This window comes from Sphingomonas endophytica (assembly GCF_001476895.1).
Lineage (GTDB): Bacteria > Pseudomonadota > Alphaproteobacteria > Sphingomonadales > Sphingomonadaceae > Sphingomonas > Sphingomonas endophytica_A.
This window is the reverse complement of sequence record NZ_LDTB01000010.1, coordinates 1-15,783: the sequence shown is the minus strand read 5'-3', so window position 1 is coordinate 15,783 and position 15,783 is coordinate 1. Positions and strand designations below refer to the sequence as shown.

Below are 15,783 nucleotides of genomic sequence, written 5' to 3'. Positions count from 1 at the left end.
CATCGTACCGTCGCATGTGGGCGGCCGGGCGGAATGGAAAAGGTCGCGAATTTCTCCGGCGACGGCAAGCTGCGCTTTCAGCCGGCGGTGAAGGTCATTCCGGCGTGCGCGATCAAGCGTTCCCGCAAGCGAACGCCCATCAGCGCGCCCGGCGTCCAGACGCCGCCATCGCCGCGCACGTCGTGCAGCAGGCACAGCGCGCTCTCCGCCAGCATCTTCGACGTACAGCCGTAACCGGGATCGGTGTCGCCGGTCACGACCGCGTCGATCCGCTCGCCGTCCGGCATCAGGCCGGCGAACAAAATGTCGAAATGCCCGGCGGCACGCTCTTCGGCGGACGGGCCTTCGCCCGGCTTCGGTCCCTTGTCGCCGGCGAACGGATTGAGCTTCGCCAGTGCCTCCGCCGCCACCTTGCCCAGATCGCCAAGTCCCGCGACGACCATCTCGTCATAGACCAGATCGCCCCATGGCTGGCCCAACAGGAAGTTGGTGCGGTGGACGTTCTTGGTGTTGATCGGCGCCATGATGAACGGCGCGACCCACGCCTGGAGCGTCGGGTCGTATTCGGGGAGCAGCCCGGCGGGCTGGTGTGGCCCGGCATGACCGGGCGTCAGCGCGAAGGGATCGGTGAGCAGCGCCACCAGCGACGGCTGTCGCGCGGCGGCCGCCAGCGTCGCCTTCAGGCTGGCGGCGGTACCGCCGGAGAAGCCGCCCTTCATTCTCCGCACGCGCGCCTTCACGCGCGGCACCGACGCGCCGAACCGCGCCTTCGCCGCTTCCTGAAGCGTCAGCACGCCCAAGTCGAACGGGATCGAGTCGAACCCGCAGGAGAAGACGATCCGCGCGCCGCTACGCTGCGCCTCGGCATGGTGCGCGTCGATCATCGCGCGCATCCATCCCGGCTCGCCGCAGAGATCGACATAAGCCGTCCCGGTCGCCGCGCAGGCCGCGATCAGCGCGCTGCCGTGCAGCTGATACGGTCCCACCGTGCTGATGATGACCTCCGCTCGCTCGCACATCGATCGCAAGGCGGGCGCATCGTCGCTGTCGGCGGTCACGATCGGCACGTCGGCGTTCAGCGACTCGCGAACCGTCTCCAGCTTGGCTTGCGAACGACCGGCGATTGCCCAGCGGATGTCACGCGCCGCGCCGCCGGAAAGGTACTCGGCCACCAGCTTGCCGGTGAAGCCGCTGGCGCCGAAGACGATGATGTCGAAGTCGCGCGCCATGACGCCTCATCCATTTCCCGGTACGTCAGCGCCGGTCCGCGGCGGTCCGTCGCCCCCGGCGCTGTCGCTGTCCGGGTCTTCACCGTCATGGCCGCCGCCCGCGCCCGATCCGCTGCCGCGCACCTCGCCCGTGACCGGGTCGAAGGAGGCGCGGCGGCCGCTGTCGCCGTGATCGGGCGGCAGCACGGACGGCTTCGGGGCGACGGAGCCGGCCGGCATGTCGGACGCCATGCGGCGCTCGTCGTCGAGCGTGTAGCCCTGGCCGGTCTTGCCGTCGTCCTTGTCGAACGCGGTCCTGCGGCGGTGGTGCGGATCTACGGGGTCGGTCATGGCGGCACAACGCGTGAGGGTGCGCCGCCGATCCCGCGTCAGCGGCGGGTGGCGTCAGGCTGGTTTGCCGCCAGTGCCATCGCCTGTGCGCTGCCCGTCGCCGGTTTTACCTGTGCGGCACGTTCGTGGCGACCCAGCGTGAGATACAGCACGCCGACGATCAGCGCGCAGATCGCCAGCAGGGCGGGCCAGCCGGCGATGCTGTGACGTGCGACGGTACGATGGTCGTGGTTCATGGATCTTGTCTCCGGCATGTCGACGATGCCGGTTCCAATAACCGATGTTGCGGGCGTGTTCCGGGCTGCGCAGTGAGGAATTGTTGCTGTCAGGCGGCGCGCGGATGAGCGTCGTGGTCGGCGAGCGCGGCCTCCGCCTGCGTCAGCGCGCGCGGATCGTCGACGTCCAGCCACCAGGCATCCCCGATATCGATCACCCGTGCGTCGCCTCCGGCGGCAAGTGCCTCGACGCCTGCGGAGATCGAGCCGTTGCCGCCCGCCGCGATCGAGGCGCGGAGTGCATCGTGGAAGCGGCCGTCGACGGCAAAGACGCCCGTGTCGAAACAGTCGTATTCGGGCAGATGCTTGCCGATCGCGACGATCCGGTCGCCATCGGTGCGGACGCGCGTCACGTCGTCGAGGTCGACCAGCGGATTGTCGAGGCGGCGATCGACGCCCAGCGTCAGCGCCGCGTCGGGCGCGGCGGCGACGTGGGCGATCAGCGCCGGCTCGATCAGATGGTCGGCCATCATCAACAGGTGACGATGCGCGCCGATCACCGCCGCGCCGGTCAGCACCGAATGACCGTTGGGCAACGACCAGTCGTCGGTACGCACGCATTGCACCGGCAATCCCAGCGTCGCCGTGGCGAGCGCGAGATGCCGTTCGAGCCGCTCGCCCTCATGGCCGGTGACGACCGTCACCTCGGTCACGCCGCCCTCGCGGGCGGCGCGCAGCACGCGCTCGATCAGCGGCACGCCGTTGACCAGCGTCAACGGCTTCGACGGGGATACCGCGCGCAGCCGGCTGCCATAGCCGGCCGCGACGATCAGCGCGTGCAACGCAGGGTGTCCTTATTCGGCGGCGAGGCGCGCGTCGGCGTGAATGAACTCATTGGTCATCGCGGCCGCGACATCGTCCGTCACCTGCTGCGGCGGGTGCTTGCAGAAGAACGCCGACGGGCCTTCCAGCGCGCCGCCGATGCCACGATCCAGGCCCAGCTTCACGCAACGGATCGCATCGACGACGACGGCCGCCGAATTCGGCGAATCTTCCACCGACAGGCGCAGTTCCAGGTTCATCGGCACGCCGCCGAACAGGTCGCCTTCCAGACGCAGGAAGCACAGCTTGTTGTCGCCCAGCCACGGAATGTAGTCGGACGGACCGACGTGGATGTTCTCGTCCGCCAGCCGCTCGGCGATCACCGCCTGCACCGCCTCGGTCTTCGATTCCTTCTTGCTCGCCAACCGGTTGCGGTCGAGCATGTTCATGAAATCGGTGTTGCCGCCGGTGTTGAGCTGATAGGTGTGATCGATCGTCACGCCGCGCTGCCCGAACAGGTTCGACAGCACGCGGTGGACGATCGTCGCGCCGACCTGCGCCTTCACGTCGTCACCGACGATCGGCAGATTCGCGTCGGCGAACTTCTTTTCCCATTCCGGGCGCGACGCGATGAACACCGGCATGCAGTTGACGACGCCGAGGCCCGCCTCCAGCGCGCATTCCATGTAGAATTCGGTCGCCTCCTGGCTGCCGACCGGCAGGAAGTTGACCAGGATCTCCGCGCCGGAGCGCTTCAGCTCGGCGATGATCTCCGCCTTCTCCGCATCGCGGGTGTCGTTGATCTCGAACCCGCGATCGTTGGCGGCGGTCAGCATGTGCGGCGCGACGCCGTCCAGCTTGGCGCCCATCTTCACGATCGTGCCGGTCTTCGGCACATCGGCGTGGAACACCTTCGTGCAGTTCGGCTTGGCGAAGATGGCTTCACCCAGATCAAGTCCGACCTTGCGCGAGTCGACGTCGAACGCGGCGACGAATTCCAGGTCGCCGACCTTGTAGCCGCCGATGTCCTCATGGATCAGGCCCGCTGCGGTGTTGCTGCCGGCATAGTGATATTTGCCCTGAATTAGGCTGCTTGCGCAGTTGCCGACACCGATAACCGCAACCTTGATCGTCGCCATTCTACCCCACTTGCCGACGGTTAGCCGGCGAAAGACAATACATTGCCGCTTGGTGACAGATACGTGGCATCTGTCAAGCGAAGCGATGCGCTGTATAGGCGCGGCGGGGCAATCTCACGAGGAACGTGTGAACGAATCGGGTCCGACCGTGGCAGGAAAGCCGCGGGAGCTGCAGGGTTTCCTGAACCGCACCATCTACCACCCGCTGGCGCACGTGCTGGCGCGGGCGCTGGTGCCGACGCCGGTCACGCCCAACATGGTGTCGATCGCGGGCGCGGTGATGGTGATGATCACCGCCGTGCTCTATGCCCGCGTCGCGACGCCCTGGGCGATCGCGGTGGGCTTCTTCCTGCACTGCGCCTGGCATGTCGTCGACGGCGCGGACGGCGCGCTGGCGCGAATGTCGGGCCGGGCCTCGCCCTCAGGCGAGATCGTCGACGGGCTGTGCGATTATGCGGGACACGGCGTGCTGTATCTTCTGCTGGCCGGCGCGCTCGACGATCATATCGGCTGGATCGCGTGGCCGATCGCGGTGTTCGCCGGGATAAGCCGTGCGGTGCAGTCGGTGTTCGCGGAAAGCCAGCGGCGCACCTATCAATGGTGGGCGTATAACACGCCATGGCTTCAGAATGCGCGCGCGGAGGGGCGGGGGATCGGTATCGCGCTGTCGAACCTGTATCTGGGTGTCTGGCACGCGCTGTCGCGCCCGACGCAGGTCGTGAACGCGCTGGTCGCCAGCGCCGAGGCGGATCCGCCCGAGCGGCGGCGGATCGCCGACATCGCGCGGCGCACCGGATCGCGCGCGCTGCCGCTGCTCGCCGCGCTGGGGGCCAACCCGCGCACGATCCTGCTGGGGTTGAGCATGATCGCGGGCACGCCCTTGTGGTTCTTCCTGATCGAGATCGTGGTGCTGAACGTCGCGCTGGTGCTCGCGATCATGCAGGCGGCGTATCTGGGAAAGCGGATCGCCGCGCAGATCGCGCACGGCCATCGTTGAGGAACCGCCGGTCCGGCGACGGGTTGGCGGAGCAAATGGGATATATAGAGGAGCAAGCGATGCGACACTTGGCGATGATGGCGGGAATCGGCGCGGCGGCGCTGTCGCTCGCGGCATGTAACGATCAGGACAAGATGGAAACCGGCACGCCCGTCGCGGGTGGGCAGCGCGCGACCGCGATGCTGATGACCGCCACCGGCGCGCCGGTCGGCCGCGCGACCGCGACGGAGGTGGCCGGCGGCGTCCGCTTCACGATCGACGCCACGGGGATGCCGGCGGGCACGCACGGCGCACACGTTCACATGATCGGCCGCTGTGACGCGCCGGACTTCGCGTCGGCCGGCGGACATTGGAACCCGACCCAGAAGAAGCACGGTACGATGAACCCGCAGGGCCCGCACGAAGGCGACCTGCCCAATCTGGTGATCGGCACCGACGGGCGCGGCACGATCGGCGCGACCATCCCGGCGGCGACATGGGCGGCGCTGATGGATGCGGATGGCGCGGCGATGGTGGTCCATGCCAACCCCGACGATCTGATGACCGACCCCAGCGGCAATTCGGGCGGCCGGATCGCCTGCGGCGTGTTCCAGCCCGCCTAGGTCGGTCCGCCCGCCGCCCGGGCGCGCGCCTCGCGCGTGCGCTCGGCGGCGGGGAACTGGCGATAGGCGGCCCAGGCCGCCGCGACCGTCACCGGCACCGTCAGCAGCAGCGACAGGATGCCGGTCGACAGACTGCCGGTCAGCGTCGAGACCCGCCCCGCGAGATAGGGGCCGAGCGCCAGCCCGATCAGCGTGGTCCCGATGAAGAAGGTCGCGGTCGCCGTCCCGCGCATCCGGGGCAGCACCAGATCCTGCGTCGCCGCCGCCGACGATCCCAGCCCCCAGGCCGCGAACACCTGCGCGCAGAAGATGCAGCCATAGAGCAGCGGCGGGTTGGTGGTCGTGAACCCCACGATCAGGAATGGCGCGGGCAGCACCGCGCTGGCCAGCACCGGCACCAGCCGCCCGGCCGGGTTGCGGCGCCGCAGCCGGTCGGCGATCAGCCCGCCGGTGGTGACCCCGATGAACCCCGCCGCCGCGCCGGCGCCGCCGATGAACAGCCCGGCCTCGGCGGGGGCGATCCCGGCGACGCGGATCGCATAGGGCGCGGCCCAGAAGCTGACCGCATAGGCGATGAAGGCGTTGAGACCATATGCGACGACCGTGCAGACGAAGGCGGGCGTCGCGACGATCAGCGCGAAAGTCGCCGGATCGCGCCGCCGCAGCGCGCATGCCCAGGAAAAGATCGCGTAGGCGCCGATGCCCACCGCGCTCCATTGCGGCAGCGGTTCGCCGAGCGCCCGCAACACGCCGACCGCCGCGACCACCGTCGCCAGCCCCGCGACATTCATCGCCAACGCCCGCCGTCCGAAGCGCGCCGCGCCGATCAGGGTCAGCGGCGGCAGGATCGTCACCAGCTCGTCGAGAAAGGCGCGGAACGGCGCGGGATGCGGGGCGGGAGCGGGCAACCCCTCGACCGCGCCGCGTACCGGCTCGCGCAAGGTCGCGATCACGACCGCGAGCAGCAGGCCCGGGACGCCGACCACCATGAACGCCGCTTGCCACCCGACCAGCCCCAGCGGCCCGCCGCCGGGCCAGGCCCGGTTCCAGTTCTGGACGATCAATCCGCCGATGAACAGCGAACATCCGCCGCCGACATACAGGCCGGCGGAATAGATCGACAGCGCGGTCGCGCGCAGCTTCTTCGGAAAATGGTCGGAGATCAGCGAGTAAGCCGATGGCGAGGCGGTCGCCTCGCCGACGCCGACCCCGATCCGCGCCGCCGCCAGCTGCCCGCCGCTGCCCGCCAGTCCCGACAGCGCCGTCATCGCCGACCAAAGCGACAGCCCGGCAGTCATCAGTCGCACCCGGTGCCAATTGTCCGCCAGCCGCCCCAGCGGGATGCCGAACAGCGCATAGAACACGCCGAACGCGGTGCCGTACAGAAAGCCGAGATCCTCGTCGCGCAGGTTCAGGTCGCGCTTGATATCCTCCGCCAGGATCGAAAGGATCTGTCGGTCGACGAAGTTGAGGACATACACCAGGAACAGGATTCCCAGCACGTACCAGGCATAACCGCTCGCGCGGGCGTCATCGCTCTCGGTCATGCATCCTCTCGCTGTTGCGCCAAGCGTATCAGAGTGCGGTGGTAAGGGAAGGGCGGCCGCTGCGCTTTCCGCGTGGGAGACCCGGATCGCGCAATCATGCGGAGAGGGCGCGCGTCATGCCGGAAGTACTTCGGTAAACTTTTGTTGCTAATCGCCTCGCATGGCAGAACCCTCCTTCGCGATCGATGCGGATGCACGCGCGCAATTCCTGAAATTGACGTTGGTCGGCGATTGGGACGCCGCGATCACCGCACGCTTCGCGGCGGAGGTCATGGCAACGCTGCGCGGGATGATGAGTGGCGGTATGGCGCACGGGCAGTTGCGGACCCTGCTCGACATGCGGCGCAAGGGGGTCGTGCCGCAGGTCGTCGCCAATGAATTCGCGCGTATCCTGCACAAGGATTCGCCGTCACGGCGCGTTGCGATCCTCGCCTCGGGCGCGCTGCACCGGCTTCAGGTCAAGCGGCTTATGGATGACCGCTGCGCCTTGTTCGATACCGAGGAGGAGGCGCGCGCCTGGCTCTTCGCTGATTGACTGTCACCCCAGCGGCCAGCGCGCGACCGCTTCGTAGCGCGCGCCTTCCGCACCGAGGTGGCTCTCGTACAGCACGACATGGGCCAGCGCGAAGGGCGGTGTCGACAGCGCGGCGTGATCCGCGAGCCAACGCCCGATCGCGACCGGATCCCCGCCGCCGCGTGCGACGCGCGCCAGCGTGACGTGGGGCAGGTAGCGGCGCGGATCGGGCGCGATCCCGGCCCGGCCGAGCGCTTGGTCAACCTTGCGATGCAGTGCCGTCAGCGTATCGGCGGGTACGATCCGCGCCCATAACGTGTCGGTCCGCCCGCGCTTTTCGAACGATCCGACGCCGTCGACACGCACTTCCGGCATCGGCGCGACGATGCCGGAAAGCGCCGCCGCCACGTCCTCCGCCTGCTGCCGCTCGACCGCGCCGACGAAGCGCAACGTGAGGTGCAACTGCTCGTCGTCCTGCCAGCGTATCCCCGGCATGCCGACGCCGGTCGCGGCGAGCAGCAGGCTCCGGATCGCGGGGGGAGGACGAAGCGCGACGAACAAGCGGTGCATGTGTCCTGTAACGAACCTTTGCTGGTCGGGATGCGGCAGGCGGCTCGCTTGAAAAGCGGACGGTGACGCGCGATATTCGCCCTATCCGACCCCATCGTTCGGATGAAGGAGCAAAGAGACAATGGCCAACTGGTCCGATCCCCGGCCCACCGCTGCCCCGTTCGGCGGGACCGCTTCGGGCACCCGCACCGAGGCGCGCGACGCCGGGCTGCGGTCGTACATGCTGTCCGTCTACAACTACATGGCCTCGGGCGTGCTGTTGACCGGCATCGTCGCGCTCGGCTTCGCCCTGTCGGGCTATGCGCAGGCGGTGTTCGGCACGCCGCTGCGCTGGGTCGTGGCGCTCGCCCCGCTGGCGTTCGTCTTCGCGATGAGCTTCGGGCAGGGCAAGTTCTCGACCTCGACGCTGAAGGCGATGTTCTGGGGCTTCGCGGTCGCGATGGGTCTGTCGCTGTCCTCGATCTTCTTCGTCTATTCGCCGCTCGCCATCGCGCAGGCGTTCGCCGCCACCGCGGCGGGCTTCGCGGCGCTCAGCCTGTACGGCTATACGACGAAGCGGGATCTGTCGGCGTTCGGCACGTTCCTCATCATCGGCCTCGTCGGCCTGATCGTCGCCAGCCTCATCAACCTGTTCGTGAATTCGGGTCCGCTGGGCCTGATGATTTCGCTGGTCGGCGTGCTGCTGTTCGCGGGTCTGACGGCTTATGACACGCAGCGTACCAAGAGCCTGTATTTCCAGGTCGCCGGTTACGGCCCGGAGATGGTCGGCAAGGCGGTCGTGATGTCGGCGCTCAGCCTGTACCTCGACTTCATCAACATGTTCCTGTTCATCCTGCGCCTGTTCGGCGGCAACCGCGACTGACGCTCGCGCATTGGACGAACGACACGGGGCTCGGCGGGCGACCGCCGGGCCCCTTTCTCTTGCGCGAAGGAGCGCGGTGATGCGCCTCTCGATCGAAGCCTTTCTCGACTACGGCTTTCCCGCCCCCGCCGATGTGCTGTTGCAGATCGAGGTTGCCGCGCAGCCCGACCAGCGGCTGGAGGCGCAGTCGTTGATCGTCGAGTCGGATCACCCGATCCGCGCCGTGATTGGCGAGGAGGGGGTGGGGCAACGCTGCTGGGCGCGCGCGGAGCGGCGACTGGTGGTCCGCTACGCCGCTACCGTCACGATCGACCGGCCGCTGCTGCAACTCGATCTGCTGCCGGGGACGCCGGCGGCACTGCTGCCGCCCGCCACCATCCCGTATCTGTTGCCCAGCCGGTACTGCGAATCCGACCGGCTCGACCATTTCGTGCGCCGGACCTTTGCGGGCCTGTCGGGTGGCGCGATGGCGACCGCGTTGGCGGAATGGGTGCACGACAATCTCGATTACGCGCCCGCACCGCCGGGCGGCGGCGCGCTGCATACCTTCGCGGAGCGGCGCGGGGTGTGCCGCGACTATGCGCATCTACTCGTCGCATTGGCGCGCGCCGCCGAAATCCCCGCGCGCTGCGCCTCCGTCTACGCACCGGGCGTCGATCCGCCCGATTTCCACGCCGTGGCGGAGGTGTGGCTCGACGGCAGTTGGCACCTGCTCGACGCGACCGGCATGGCGCGTCCCGATGAGATCGCACGGGTCGGGATCGGTCGGGACGCGACCGACATCGCCTTCATGACGATCTTCGGTACCGCGAACCTCTGGGCGCAGGAGGTGCGGGTCAACCGGCTCACCTAGGAACGCCGCGCGCGATCCGGCGTTGACGTGTAAGCGAACATTGCCGGATCAGGAGAGTGACATGACCGAAGCGAGCCCGATCGACGACCGTGCGCTCGACAGCCTGTCGGTAGCGCCCGACGCGGGCGACGCCGGCGGTGGCAGGGATGCGCGACAGGATGCGGGTCAGGACCGGTCGATTGACAAGCGGCTCAGCAAGCATCCCGACAGCGACGACGCGCGGCTCGACGAGGGGCTGGACGAAACGATGGATGCGTCCGATCCGGTGTCGATCACGCAACCTGGCCGCAGCGAACCGGCACCGTCGTCCGGCTTCGATGCGGCGGAGGAGGCGGAGCGACAGCGCGACGCATGACGTAATCGCGACCGAATTGTTGCCCGTTCTACACCCCGCGTGGCCCTGTCGCTGCGCGGGTTTTCCGTTCGTCGCATCCATGTTGCGGCGCAGCGAGAGACGTGCTGATTTATTTCAGCCGGAAGACAGCGCCGTTAAGCGAGCCGTTAACCACTTTGGCGCATTCTTCCGCTGGTTGGATCTCGTGCGGCGGGGTGTGTGACGATGGGCAGGATGAAGGCGGCCGAAGGTGCGATGACATTGGCCGAAATGAAGGAGTTCGCGACCTTCCCGGCGGCGACGCAGCGGTATATCCGCCGCAGCCTCGACGTCGGGCTGGACCGTGACGACGCGTTGGCGCGCTGGTCGCGCGACGTCGTCGAGGCGGCGAGCATCCGGGCGCAGGCTCAGCATTATCGTCGCCTTCCCGCCATGCGCGCGCAGATCCCGGACGACAGCGGGCTGGACGCCGCGGAGCAGATCCTGGGTCCGCTGATCACGCTGGCGGCGTTCGATCTGGGACAGGGGCGGATAACGTCCTTCTCCGCGTTCCGTTTCCTGTTCGAGCGGCTGGTCGGCGCGAAGGTGCGACCGTGGCTGCCCTCGGCATTCTGCGCGGCGGCGGCGATGCCGCATCTGCATCCGGAATTGCGGCGGCGGCTGCTCCAGTCGATCAGCGAGGCGGCGGCGACTGCGTCCGGCTGGTCCTCGCGTCAGCCGGCCTTCTTTCCGCACTGGGTCGAAAAGGTCGATACGGCGGCGCTGCCGCACTAACCTCAGCGACAGGCGCGCCACCCCATCTTGCCCCGCTCCGCCTGGTCGAGATGGAAGTGGTCGCGATGTGCGGCGTTATAGTCGGGCGACAGGACGGTCGCGAACAACTGGCACGCGCCGTCGCGCACGTCGCGCAGGAAGGCCGCCTTCGCCGCGCCGTCCCGCCCGCCGGCCTTCCAGTCGCGCGCGATGCTGATCCGCCTGCCGTCGGACAGGCGGAAGCCGGCGATATCGATCGCATCGGCGGTGGCATGTTCGCTCCACGCCCCCGCATCGCGGCCATAGAGCCGTCGGCACGCATAGCTGCCGAAATGATCGATCCGCGTCACGCGCGCGCCGAAATGGCGTCGCGCGGCGGGGGCCAGCACATCCCATTCCCAGATCGCCAGCGCCGCCGCCACCGGACAGGCGACGCCTGGCCCGGCCGGGGACAGCGCCACGGCCCGCGCGCCGCCCGCATCCAGTCGCACCGCATCGTCATAGCCGCATTGCCCGTCGTCCCGCGGCGGCAGCGCGGCGAAGCGCACGCCGGCCTGCGACAGGAGCCCGCGACATTTTGCCGAATCGCCGGTCAGCGCGGTCAGCTTCCGTCCGGTGAACAGCCCGATCGGCTGCCCGAGGTCGAGCGAGGTCCAGGGCAGATCCTGCGGCCGGCCGCGCAGACTGCCCCAGGCGAGCAGCAATACAGTGGCCGTCAGCGCCGCCGCGACGCCCCAGGCGACGAGGCGGCGGGCGCGACGCACTATCCGCGCCGCGCGTCCGCGCGTCGTTCCGCCGTCACCGGATAGCCGAGATCGTCCGGAATGCAGAGATACTCCTCCCCGTCGCGCCATTCGGACCATGGCTCCACCAGCCGCTGCGGCGTCGCCCGGGCGTGTGCCGCTGCCGCGTCATAGCTGGCAAACCGGGCAAGTCGCTCGAGGTTGCGCCGGGTCGGAAAGATGATCGATACCCGCCCGGCGTCGGCGGCCTCCAGCACCGATTGCGCCCCACCCCAGAACAGCCGCGTGTTCTCGGTGCCGTCGACCTCCGGCGCGGGCGAATCGATGGGCCAGCGCACCAGGAAGAAGCGCGTGTCGAAGCGACGGACCAGACCATGCGGCGGCCGCCAGCGCGCGAACGGCACCAATACGTCCGGGTCGATCCCCAGCCCTTCCTCGGCGAGGATCGCGGCGAGCGTCAGGCCGCCGGCCAGTGCGGCGCGAATCCGCCGCACGGTGTCGGCATCCGTACCCGGCGTCAGGCCGATCGCCAATCCGGTTTCCTCGATCGTTTCGCGGATCGCGGCGATCCGCGCCGCGGTATCCTCGATATCGCTGCCGCCGAGCGCTTCCGCCAGCAGACGGTCCTGCGCATCGACGCGGCCGCCGGGGAACACCGTCGCACCCGCCGCGAAGGCCATCGCCGTGGCGCGTTCCACGAACAGCAGGTCCGGAGGGCCGGGCGACCGGTCGCGCATGACGACCAGCGTCGCGGCGGGGATCGCATCTGCATCGTTGAGTGCGGGAGAGGGGCGGGTCATGGACACGACCTTACCAGAACGCGCGCGCCGCGCATCGTGCGAAACCGCTGGCTCGCAGGCGGCCCGGTGCCCGATCGCCGGATCGACAACGTGCCCGCGCGCTGTGCGGTCACGCGGCAAGGTCGATAGACCGGCTGATGTTTCTGGAATTCCTGGGGCGGGTGGTGGAGCTGAGGGGAATCGAACCCCTGACCTCTGCAGTGCGATTGCAGCGCTCTCCCATCTGAGCTACAGCCCCGCCCGCCAGGCCCGGCATTGCCGGGAGCGCCGCCCTTAACCGGCTTGCCGGGGCGACGCAACACTCCATCCGCTGCCATCGGTCGATTTTTTGTGGTGGACCGGCCGTGTCTCTGTCGCGGCCAGTGCCCGTTACCCTGCCGCAACGACAGGAACGAAGGCGCCGCCCGTGACTTATCCTGCTTACCGTCGCGACGCGGCAAAGCGGCGCGCGATCGTGTCTGACGCAGGAGAAACCATCATGGGTTACGAACGCTATCCCCGCGGCACCGACCCGCAGGGCGATTATTACGGGCGCAGCGAGACACAGGATTACGGCCGGGATTACGGATCGGGTCGCTACGGCAGCTATTCGAGCGCGCGCGATTACCGATCGGCGGGCGCGCTGGATCGCGATCGCGACGAAGACCGGCGAGGCTATGGCCAGCGCGACGGCTACGGCCAGCGCGAGAGCTACGGGCAACGCGACTTCTACGGGCGCGACCGCGACGACGATCGCGGTGGTTATCGTGCGCAGCGTGACGATCTTTATAGGGACCGCGACGGTGGCCGCCAGGACAATTACGGAGCGCAACGCTACGGCCGGTCGGCTGGCGGGTACGGCGGCCAGTCCTATGGCCAGTCGCGCTACGGCCGGGGCGGCGAGTATCACGGCAGCTACGCCTCCGACGGTCGGCGCTTCAACGACGTCGGCGGACATCGCCATGATGACGACGACGATCGGCGCGCCCATGGTCGGCATCGTGATCGCGGCGCCAGCTACGGCCGCCAGCCGCAAGGCTATGACTATGACGAGCGCGGCTTCCTTGCACGCGCCGGCGACGAGGTGCGGAGCTGGTTCGGGGACGAGGACGCGGAGCGCCGCCGCGAGGCCGACAGCCGCTACGACGAGCGCTACTACGCGCAGCAGGGGCACACCGATCGCGACAGCGACTACCATAGCTGGCGTTCCGGCCAGATCGCGGCGCTCGACCGCGACTATGACGAATACCGCCAGGAAAACCGTTCGCGGTTCGAGAACGAATTCTCTTCCTGGCGGACCAGCCGCCAGAACCAGCGCCAGTCGCTTGGTCAGGTCAAGGAGCATGACGAGGTGGTCGGCTCCGACGGCAGCCACGTCGGCACCGTCGACAAGGTGCGTGGCGACCGCATCCTGCTGACCAAGAACGACGCCGACGCCGGTGGCCAGCACCATTCGATTCCGTCGCGCTGGATCCAGTCGGTGGAGGACAAGAAGGTCACGCTGTCGAAGACCGCCGACGAGGCCAAGCAGCACTGGCGGAACGAAGAGCAGAATCAGGCGATGTTCGGCTATGGCGACCGTGGTGACCAGAGCGGGCAGAACCGCGGCACCTATGGCCAGAGCGGGCTGGGCACGACGACGGGTTCGTCCACGTCCACCGCCACGGGGGGCACGACCGGTGCGACCAGCGGCACCGACAAGGACACCAACCTGAACCGCAGCTTCTCCGGCACCTACTGAGCCGGACAGCCTGTATCGCAGGGAGCCCCGGGCGGCGGCGCCCGGGGTTTTTTTATGCCCGCGTCACACGCGGCGCGTCAGCGGGACTGCTGCCGGGGTTTGATCCGACTGTCCGGATCCGTCGTCCCGGCGACGGTAGGGTTCTCGCGCGTCTTCCGCGGTGCGCCGTGACCGGACGATCCCGGCTTCGCTGCGACTACGTCCGTCCCTAACCGGATGAACCAGCTTCCAGAAGCCACGCGCGCGCGGCGTCCTTGTCGGTGAAGAAGCGAAATTCCGGATGATCCTGATTGGCCCGCGCCGCTTGCGCCCGGGGCAGCGCACGCGTCGTATAGACCGCGACGCGTCCCGACCGGACGGCGGGATTCCGCATCATCCTGATGAAGCCGTCGACGACATCCTGGCTCTGCACCATGGCGAGGGAATGGTCGCACAGGCTGACCGGGGTCCGACCGGTGGCGCGGATGCGCCGCACGGTCCGTTTCAGCACCTCGCTGAACTCCGCCAGTGTCTCCAGCGTCCAAAAGCCGTGCGTCGCGACCTCGAAATAGCCGCGCGGCAGATCGACCGTCACGCTGAACATGCGTTGGTTCTCCATCCCTCGACCGCGTGATGTGTCGCGCCGCGGTTAAGGGATGGTGAAGGAAGCGGAGGCGTCGTGGTCTGGCCGCGCCCGTGCCGTCGTTCAGATCGCGCCGGAGAAGGTGTCGCAGACCGCCGGATCGCCGCCGCTGTCTATCCCGCGCTGCAACCACGCCTTGCGCTGGGCGGAGGTGCCGTGGGTGAAGCTGTCGGGGACGACGCGGCCCTGCGCCTCGCGTTGCAGTGTATCGTCGCCGATCGCCTGCGCGGCAGTCATCCCCTCCTGCACGTCGCCCGGATCCAGCCGGTCGCGGTTCGCCGCCGCCCAGACGCCGGCATAACAATCCGCCTGCAATTCCAGCCGCACCGACAGGGCGTTGCCCTCGGTTTCGCTGGCGCGCTGCTGTGCGCGCCGAACCTGATCGGACGTGCCGAGCAGCTTCTGGATGTGGTGGCCGAATTCGTGGGCGATCACGTAATATTGCGCGAAGTCTCCCTGCGCCTTGTACTTGTTCGCAAGTTCATCGAAGAAGCTGGTGTCGAGATAGATGCCGTTGTCGGTCGGGCAATAGAACGGGCCCATTGCCGACATCGCCGCGCCGCAGCCCGATTGTCCGGAGCCGCTGAAGAACTGCAGCATCGGCGGGCTGAAGCGCTGGTTCTCGCGCGCGAAGATCTTCTCCCACGTATTCTGCGCGTTGCTGAACGCGCGGCAGGTGTCGCGGCGCGCGGGCGTGGCGTCGCAGACCTGCTGCACCGATTCGGTGCGCGGTGCGCCGACCTGCGGCGCGCTGCCGCTGCCACCGCCCAGCATCCCGCCCAGATTGCCCAGCCCGCCGAACACCGCCAGCAGGATCAGCACGACGACGATTCCGCCGCAGCCGAAGCGGCTGCCGATCATCGGCAACAGTCCCAGCAACAGCCCCCCGCCACCGCCGCCCCCGAGTCCGCCGCCGCCGCGTGCCTCGCCGACGTTGATATCGTTGTCATAATCGTCGAGCCGCATCGCGTGTCGCCTCCCCTGGCGCAGATCGTTGCCGATCCGGCATGAATGCTTGCGAACGGTTGCGGGTTGCAAGCGTTCGCGCGCTCGCGGATGGAAGGGGGCGGAGACGGACGAGACGGAGATCGGGAATGTTCCTGAAGGGCAAGAGCGCGATCGTGACGGGGG

19 protein-coding genes and 1 tRNA gene are annotated in these 15,783 nt (G+C 68.5%); 8 read left to right on the top strand and 12 right to left on the bottom strand.

Annotation, left to right across the window (positions count from 1 at the left end; all coding sequences use genetic code 11):
- Positions 1–77 precede the first annotated feature (77 nt).
- The 5 genes from NS334_RS04240 to NS334_RS04220 form a co-directional block, all read right to left on the bottom strand.
- On the bottom strand, positions 78–1,229 hold the full coding sequence (locus NS334_RS04240; RefSeq protein WP_058754741.1) for a saccharopine dehydrogenase family protein: 1,152 nt from the start codon (positions 1,227–1,229) through the stop codon (positions 78–80).
- Between the two features lie 6 nt (positions 1,230–1,235).
- Entirely contained in the window at positions 1,236–1,559 is a 324-nt protein-coding gene (locus NS334_RS04235) for a hypothetical protein (RefSeq protein WP_058754740.1), read from the bottom strand.
- 38 nt (positions 1,560–1,597) lie between these two features.
- Entirely contained in the window at positions 1,598–1,795 is a 198-nt protein-coding gene (locus NS334_RS04230; protein ID WP_058754739.1) for a hypothetical protein, read from the bottom strand.
- Between the two features lie 89 nt (positions 1,796–1,884).
- On the bottom strand, positions 1,885–2,616 hold the full coding sequence (locus NS334_RS04225; RefSeq protein WP_058754738.1) for an NTP transferase domain-containing protein: 732 nt from the start codon (positions 2,614–2,616) through the stop codon (positions 1,885–1,887).
- 12 nt (positions 2,617–2,628) lie between these two features.
- Positions 2,629–3,735: an inositol-3-phosphate synthase gene (locus NS334_RS04220; protein ID WP_058754737.1), complete on the bottom strand. Its 1,107-nt coding sequence runs from the start codon at positions 3,733–3,735 to the stop codon at positions 2,629–2,631.
- A 148-nt stretch (positions 3,736–3,883) separates the two neighbouring features.
- Between NS334_RS04220 and NS334_RS04215 the strand changes: the two genes are divergently transcribed.
- Together NS334_RS04215 and NS334_RS04210 are read left to right on the top strand one after the other, a co-directional pair.
- Positions 3,884–4,732, top strand: a complete 849-nt coding sequence (locus NS334_RS04215; RefSeq protein ID WP_193752997.1) for a CDP-alcohol phosphatidyltransferase family protein — start codon at positions 3,884–3,886, stop codon at positions 4,730–4,732.
- Positions 4,733–4,791: 59 nt separating this feature from the next.
- Positions 4,792–5,334 (top strand): superoxide dismutase family protein, encoded by a 543-nt coding sequence (locus NS334_RS04210; RefSeq protein WP_083500244.1) that lies wholly within the window; start codon positions 4,792–4,794, stop codon positions 5,332–5,334.
- Here the strand turns inward: NS334_RS04210 and NS334_RS04205 are convergent.
- Positions 5,331–6,881 (bottom strand): spinster family MFS transporter, encoded by a 1,551-nt coding sequence (locus NS334_RS04205; RefSeq protein ID WP_058754735.1) that lies wholly within the window; start codon positions 6,879–6,881, stop codon positions 5,331–5,333. The two genes, NS334_RS04210 and NS334_RS04205, sit on opposite strands and share 4 nt — an antisense overlap.
- 160 nt (positions 6,882–7,041) lie before the next feature.
- On the opposite strand from NS334_RS04205, the gene NS334_RS04200 reads away from it, so the two are divergent.
- Complete coding sequence (locus NS334_RS04200; RefSeq protein ID WP_058754734.1) at positions 7,042–7,416, top strand: hypothetical protein; 375 nt, start codon at positions 7,042–7,044, stop codon at positions 7,414–7,416.
- A gap of 3 nt (positions 7,417–7,419) precedes the next feature.
- Here the strand turns inward: NS334_RS04200 and thpR are convergent, their stop codons facing one another.
- The gene (thpR, locus tag NS334_RS04195) at positions 7,420–7,965 is read right to left on the bottom strand and encodes an RNA 2',3'-cyclic phosphodiesterase (protein ID WP_058754733.1); all 546 of its coding nucleotides are present in this window, start codon (positions 7,963–7,965) and stop codon (positions 7,420–7,422) included.
- Positions 7,966–8,086: 121 nt separating this feature from the next.
- Here thpR and NS334_RS04190 point away from each other — a divergent pair, with 121 nt between their 5' ends.
- The 4 genes from NS334_RS04190 (at position 8,087) to NS334_RS04175 (ending at position 10,788) form a co-directional block, all read left to right on the top strand.
- The gene (locus NS334_RS04190; RefSeq protein WP_058754732.1) at positions 8,087–8,827 is read left to right on the top strand and encodes a Bax inhibitor-1/YccA family protein; all 741 of its coding nucleotides are present in this window, start codon (positions 8,087–8,089) and stop codon (positions 8,825–8,827) included.
- Between the two features lie 79 nt (positions 8,828–8,906).
- On the top strand, positions 8,907–9,680 hold the full coding sequence (locus tag NS334_RS04185) for a transglutaminase-like domain-containing protein (protein ID WP_058754731.1): 774 nt from the start codon (positions 8,907–8,909) through the stop codon (positions 9,678–9,680).
- A gap of 61 nt (positions 9,681–9,741) precedes the next feature.
- On the top strand, positions 9,742–10,035 hold the full coding sequence (locus NS334_RS04180) for a hypothetical protein (protein WP_058754730.1): 294 nt from the start codon (positions 9,742–9,744) through the stop codon (positions 10,033–10,035).
- Between the two features lie 213 nt (positions 10,036–10,248).
- The gene (locus NS334_RS04175) at positions 10,249–10,788 is read left to right on the top strand and encodes a hypothetical protein (RefSeq protein ID WP_428835033.1); all 540 of its coding nucleotides are present in this window, start codon (positions 10,249–10,251) and stop codon (positions 10,786–10,788) included.
- 2 nt (positions 10,789–10,790) lie between these two features.
- Here the strand turns inward: NS334_RS04175 and NS334_RS04170 are convergent, their stop codons facing one another.
- The 3 genes from NS334_RS04170 to NS334_RS04160 all read right to left on the bottom strand — a co-directional run bounded on the left by NS334_RS04170 (position 10,791) and on the right by NS334_RS04160 (position 12,548).
- The gene (locus tag NS334_RS04170) at positions 10,791–11,531 is read right to left on the bottom strand and encodes an extensin family protein (protein WP_058754728.1); all 741 of its coding nucleotides are present in this window, start codon (positions 11,529–11,531) and stop codon (positions 10,791–10,793) included.
- Positions 11,531–12,310 (bottom strand): NUDIX domain-containing protein, encoded by a 780-nt coding sequence (locus NS334_RS04165; RefSeq protein ID WP_058754727.1) that lies wholly within the window; start codon positions 12,308–12,310, stop codon positions 11,531–11,533. Before NS334_RS04165 ends, NS334_RS04170 begins: the two co-directional genes overlap by 1 nt.
- Positions 12,311–12,472: 162 nt before the next feature.
- Positions 12,473–12,548 (bottom strand) — tRNA-Ala (locus NS334_RS04160).
- Between the two features lie 240 nt (positions 12,549–12,788).
- On the opposite strand from NS334_RS04160, the gene NS334_RS04155 reads away from it, so the two are divergent.
- Entirely contained in the window at positions 12,789–14,030 is a 1,242-nt protein-coding gene (locus tag NS334_RS04155; protein WP_058754726.1) for a DUF2171 domain-containing protein, read from the top strand.
- Between the two features lie 208 nt (positions 14,031–14,238).
- Here the strand turns inward: NS334_RS04155 and NS334_RS04150 are convergent, their stop codons facing one another.
- Both NS334_RS04150 and ypfJ read right to left on the bottom strand, forming a co-directional pair.
- On the bottom strand, positions 14,239–14,613 hold the full coding sequence (locus NS334_RS04150; RefSeq protein WP_153002582.1) for an STAS/SEC14 domain-containing protein: 375 nt from the start codon (positions 14,611–14,613) through the stop codon (positions 14,239–14,241).
- Positions 14,614–14,715: 102 nt separating this feature from the next.
- Positions 14,716–15,618, bottom strand: a complete 903-nt coding sequence (gene ypfJ / locus NS334_RS04145; protein ID WP_058754724.1) for a KPN_02809 family neutral zinc metallopeptidase — start codon at positions 15,616–15,618, stop codon at positions 14,716–14,718.
- Between the last annotated feature and the right edge of the window lie 165 nt (positions 15,619–15,783).

Bases quoted from the DNA above. Each gene is read 5' to 3' on its own strand.
- NS334_RS04240 (WP_058754741.1), bottom strand. From the start codon at position 1,229: ATGGCGCGCGACTTCGACATCATCGTCTTCGGCGCCAGCGGCTTCACC.
- NS334_RS04235 (WP_058754740.1), bottom strand. From the start codon at position 1,559: ATGACCGACCCCGTAGATCCGCACCACCGCCGCAGGACCGCGTTCGAC.
- NS334_RS04230 (WP_058754739.1), bottom strand. From the start codon at position 1,795: ATGAACCACGACCATCGTACCGTCGCACGTCACAGCATCGCCGGCTGG.
- NS334_RS04220 (WP_058754737.1), bottom strand. From the start codon at position 3,735: ATGGCGACGATCAAGGTTGCGGTTATCGGTGTCGGCAACTGCGCAAGC.
- NS334_RS04210 (WP_083500244.1), top strand. From the start codon at position 4,792: ATGCGACACTTGGCGATGATGGCGGGAATCGGCGCGGCGGCGCTGTCG.
- NS334_RS04205 (WP_058754735.1), bottom strand. From the start codon at position 6,881: ATGACCGAGAGCGATGACGCCCGCGCGAGCGGTTATGCCTGGTACGTG.
- NS334_RS04200 (WP_058754734.1), top strand. From the start codon at position 7,042: ATGGCAGAACCCTCCTTCGCGATCGATGCGGATGCACGCGCGCAATTC.
- thpR (WP_058754733.1), bottom strand. From the start codon at position 7,965: ATGCACCGCTTGTTCGTCGCGCTTCGTCCTCCCCCCGCGATCCGGAGC.
- NS334_RS04190 (WP_058754732.1), top strand. From the start codon at position 8,087: ATGGCCAACTGGTCCGATCCCCGGCCCACCGCTGCCCCGTTCGGCGGG.
- NS334_RS04185 (WP_058754731.1), top strand. From the start codon at position 8,907: ATGCGCCTCTCGATCGAAGCCTTTCTCGACTACGGCTTTCCCGCCCCC.
- NS334_RS04180 (WP_058754730.1), top strand. From the start codon at position 9,742: ATGACCGAAGCGAGCCCGATCGACGACCGTGCGCTCGACAGCCTGTCG.
- NS334_RS04175 (WP_428835033.1), top strand. From the start codon at position 10,249: ATGAAGGCGGCCGAAGGTGCGATGACATTGGCCGAAATGAAGGAGTTC.
- NS334_RS04165 (WP_058754727.1), bottom strand. From the start codon at position 12,310: ATGACCCGCCCCTCTCCCGCACTCAACGATGCAGATGCGATCCCCGCC.
- NS334_RS04155 (WP_058754726.1), top strand. From the start codon at position 12,789: ATGGGTTACGAACGCTATCCCCGCGGCACCGACCCGCAGGGCGATTAT.
- NS334_RS04150 (WP_153002582.1), bottom strand. From the start codon at position 14,613: ATGTTCAGCGTGACGGTCGATCTGCCGCGCGGCTATTTCGAGGTCGCG.
- ypfJ (WP_058754724.1), bottom strand. From the start codon at position 15,618: ATGCGGCTCGACGATTATGACAACGATATCAACGTCGGCGAGGCACGC.